Origin of the sequence: Streptomyces sp. NPDC006368 (genome assembly GCF_040612535.1) — a bacterium.
In the GTDB taxonomy this organism is placed as follows: domain Bacteria; phylum Actinomycetota; class Actinomycetes; order Streptomycetales; family Streptomycetaceae; genus Streptomyces.
This window is the reverse complement of sequence record NZ_JBEXQK010000099.1, coordinates 1-3,332: the sequence shown is the minus strand read 5'-3', so window position 1 is coordinate 3,332 and position 3,332 is coordinate 1. Positions and strand designations below refer to the sequence as shown.

The window sequence follows — 3,332 nt, the reverse complement described above, 5'->3', positions numbered from 1 at the left end:
CAGGCCGCCGCCGGTGTCGGCGGTGTCATCAAGATGGTGCAGGCCATGCGCCACGGTGTCCTGCCCAGAACCCTGCACGTCGACGAACCGTCACCGCACGTGGACTGGACGGCCGGGGCCGTGGAGCTGCTCACCGAGGCCACCCGGTGGCCCGAGACCGACCGGCCGCGCCGCGCCGGTGTCTCCTCCTTCGGCATCAGCGGCACCAACGCCCACGTGATCATCGAGCAGGGCGACCGGGACGCGGACCCGTCCGCCACCCCGGACCTGCTCTCCCCCGCGCCGTGGACCGTCTCCGCCCACGACGAGGACGCCCTGCGCGCCCAGGCCGCCAGGCTCCGCGACTTCGTCACGGCCACCGGCGCCCACCCCGCCGACGTCGGACTGTCCCTGGCGACCACCCGGACCGCGCTGCCGCGGCGCGCCGTGATCACCGGCACCACCGCCGACTCCTTCCTCGCCGGGCTCGACGCCCTGGCCTCGGGTGGGACGGCACCGCAGCTGGTGACCGGCAGCGCCGCGGGCGCCGGCCGGACCGCGTTCCTGTTCACCGGGCAGGGGGCGCAACGCCTCGGCATGGGCCGGGAGCTGTACGAGACGTCCCCGGTGTTCGCCGCCGCGCTCGACGAGGTGTGCGCGGCCCTCGACCCGCACCTGGAACGGCCCCTGCGCGAGGTGCTGTTCGCCGCCGAGGACACCGACGGCTCCGACGGCTCCGGGGACGCGGCGCTTCTGCACCGTACGGCCTACACCCAGCCCGCGCTGTTCGCCGTCGAGACCGCGCTGTTCCGGCTGCTGCTGCACCACGGGGTGAGCCCCGACCTGCTGGCCGGGCACTCGATCGGCGAGCTGACCGCCGCTCACGCGGCGGGCGTGCTGTCCCTCGCCGACGCCGCCCGGCTGGTCGCCGCGCGCGGCCGGCTGATGGAGTCCGCCCGCGCGGGCGGCGCCATGGTGGCGATCGAGGCGGAGGAGGCCGAACTGACGGACGGGCTGGCCGCCATGGGCGACCGGCTGTCCCTCGCCGCCGTCAACGGGCCCACCTCCGTCGTGGTGTCCGGTGACGAGGACGCCGCCGAGGAGTTCGCGGAGCAGTGGCGCGCGCTGGGCCGCAGGACCCGCAGGCTCCAGGTCAGCCACGCCTTCCACTCCCCGCACATGGACGACGTACTGGAGGAGTTCCGCGCGGTCGCCGAGGAGCTGACGTTCCACGAGCCGCGCATCCCGATCGTCTCGACCGTCACCGGGGAGCCGGCCACCACCGCCGAGCTGACCTCGCCCGGCTACTGGGCGGACCAGATCCGCCGCCCGGTGCGGTTCCTCGACGCGGTGCGCACCCTGGCCCGGCACGGCGCCACGGTCTTCGTCGAGGCCGGGCCCGACCCCGTACTGACGTCGCTGACCCGCGCCGCGCTCGGGGACGGGACGGCGGCGGTCCCCCTGATGCGGGCCGGCCGCCCCGAGGCGGCCGCGTTCGCCGACGGGATCGCCACCGCCTGGGCGCACGGCGCCCCCCTGGACGCCGCGACGTTCCACCCGGGCGCGCACCGCGTCGACCTGCCCACGTACGCCTTCCAGCGGGAGCGGTACTGGCTCGCGCCGGAGCGCCCCACCGACGCCCGCGGGCTGGGCCTGGACCCGGCCGGCCACCCGCTGCTGCACACCGCCGTGGAACTGGCCGGGCGCGAGGACCTGGTGCTCACCGGCAGGCTCTCCACGGCCACCCACCCCTGGCTGGCCGACCACGCGGTCGGCGGCACCGTGCTGGTGCCCGCCACCGCCTTCCTCGAACTGGCGCTCACCGCGGGCGGCCACTTCGGCACCGACCGGGTCGACGAACTGGCCCTGGAGGCGCCGCTGGTGCTGCCCGAGCACACCGCCGTACGCGTCCAGGTCGCCGTGGGCGCCCCGGAGCCCTCCGGCGGGCGGGCCTTCAGCATCCACGCCCGCCCCGACCACGGCGGCCCGGACGGCCGCTCCGACGAACCGCAGCCGTGGACCCGGCACGCCTCGGGCGTCCTCGGGGACGGCGCCGCGGCGGCGCCCCGGGGCACCGGCCCGGACGGGGAAGCCGGCCAGTGGCCGCCCGCCGGCGCCGTGGCGCAGCCGCTGGACGGTGTCTACGACCGCCTCACCGAGCTCGGCTACCAGTACGGACCGGTGTTCCAGGGCCTGACGGCGCTGTGGCGGTCCGGTGACGAGCTGTACGCCGAGGTGGCCCTGCCCGCCGACCAGCACGCGGGCGCCGCGCACTTCGGGCTGCACCCGGCGCTGTTCGACGCGCTGCTGCACCCGCTGGTGCTGCACGCCGCCGACGCCGCCCCCGCCGGCGGCTCCCCCGCGGACACGATCCGGCTGCCGTTCGCCTGGACCGGCACCGCCCTGCACGCCGCCGGTGCCACCGCGCTGCGCGTCCGCATCGTGCCGACCGGACAGGACAGCTACACGCTGACGGCCACCGATGTCACCGGGCAGCCCGTGGTGGCCGTGGAGACGCTCACCCTGCGGCCCGTCGCCCGGGACCGGCTCGCCCCGGCGGGCGGGCACCACGACGCCCTGTACGACGTGGAGTGGACGCCCCTGACCACGCCGGAGGCGGTCGCGAAGGACGCTTCCCCGACGATCGTCGAGGCGGCCGGAGGCGAACTGCCCGCGCCCGACGGCGCCGATGTCGTCCTCGTACGGGCGGAGCTGCTCGCCGGTTCCGCGCCGGATCAGCGGGCGGGCGACGAGGCCGCCGCCGCGCACCGGACGGCCACGGCCTTCCTCGGCCTCGTCCAGCGGTTCCTCGCCGACGAGCGCTTCGACGGCTCCCGGCTGCTCGTCCTCACCCGGGGCGCGGTCGCCGCGGAACCCGGCGAGGACATCGCCTCGCTGGCCGCCGCCCCGCTGTGGGGCCTGGTCCGCGCCGTACAGTCCGAGCACCCGGGCCGCGTCGTCCTGCTCGACACGGACGCGCCCCACACGGACACACCCGAGGTGCTCGCCGCCCTCGCCACCGGCGAACCGCAACTCGCCGTGCGCGACGGCCGGTTGCGGGCACCCCGGCTGGCCCGGGGCACGGCCGGTGACGCGCCGAGCCCGTTCGCCGGCGATCCGGACGGCACCGTCCTGATCACGGGCGGCACCGGTGGCCTCGGCGCCCTGTTCGCCCGGCATCTGGTGGTGGAGCACGGCGTACGCGGACTGCTGCTGGTCAGCCGCCGGGGCATCGACGCCCCGGGCGCGGCCGAGCTCCGCGACGAGCTGACCGCGCTCGGCGCCGACGTCTCGGTCGAGGCGTGCGACGTCACCGACCGCGACGCGCTCGCCGAACTGCTGGCCGGGGTCAA

Annotated in this window: 1 protein-coding gene; it reads left to right on the top strand. The window is 77.0% G+C overall.

Annotated features, from left to right (window positions below):
• A partial coding sequence (locus ABZZ38_RS30365) for a type I polyketide synthase (protein ID WP_356745753.1) occupies positions 1-3,332 on the top strand: 3,332 nt, incomplete at both ends.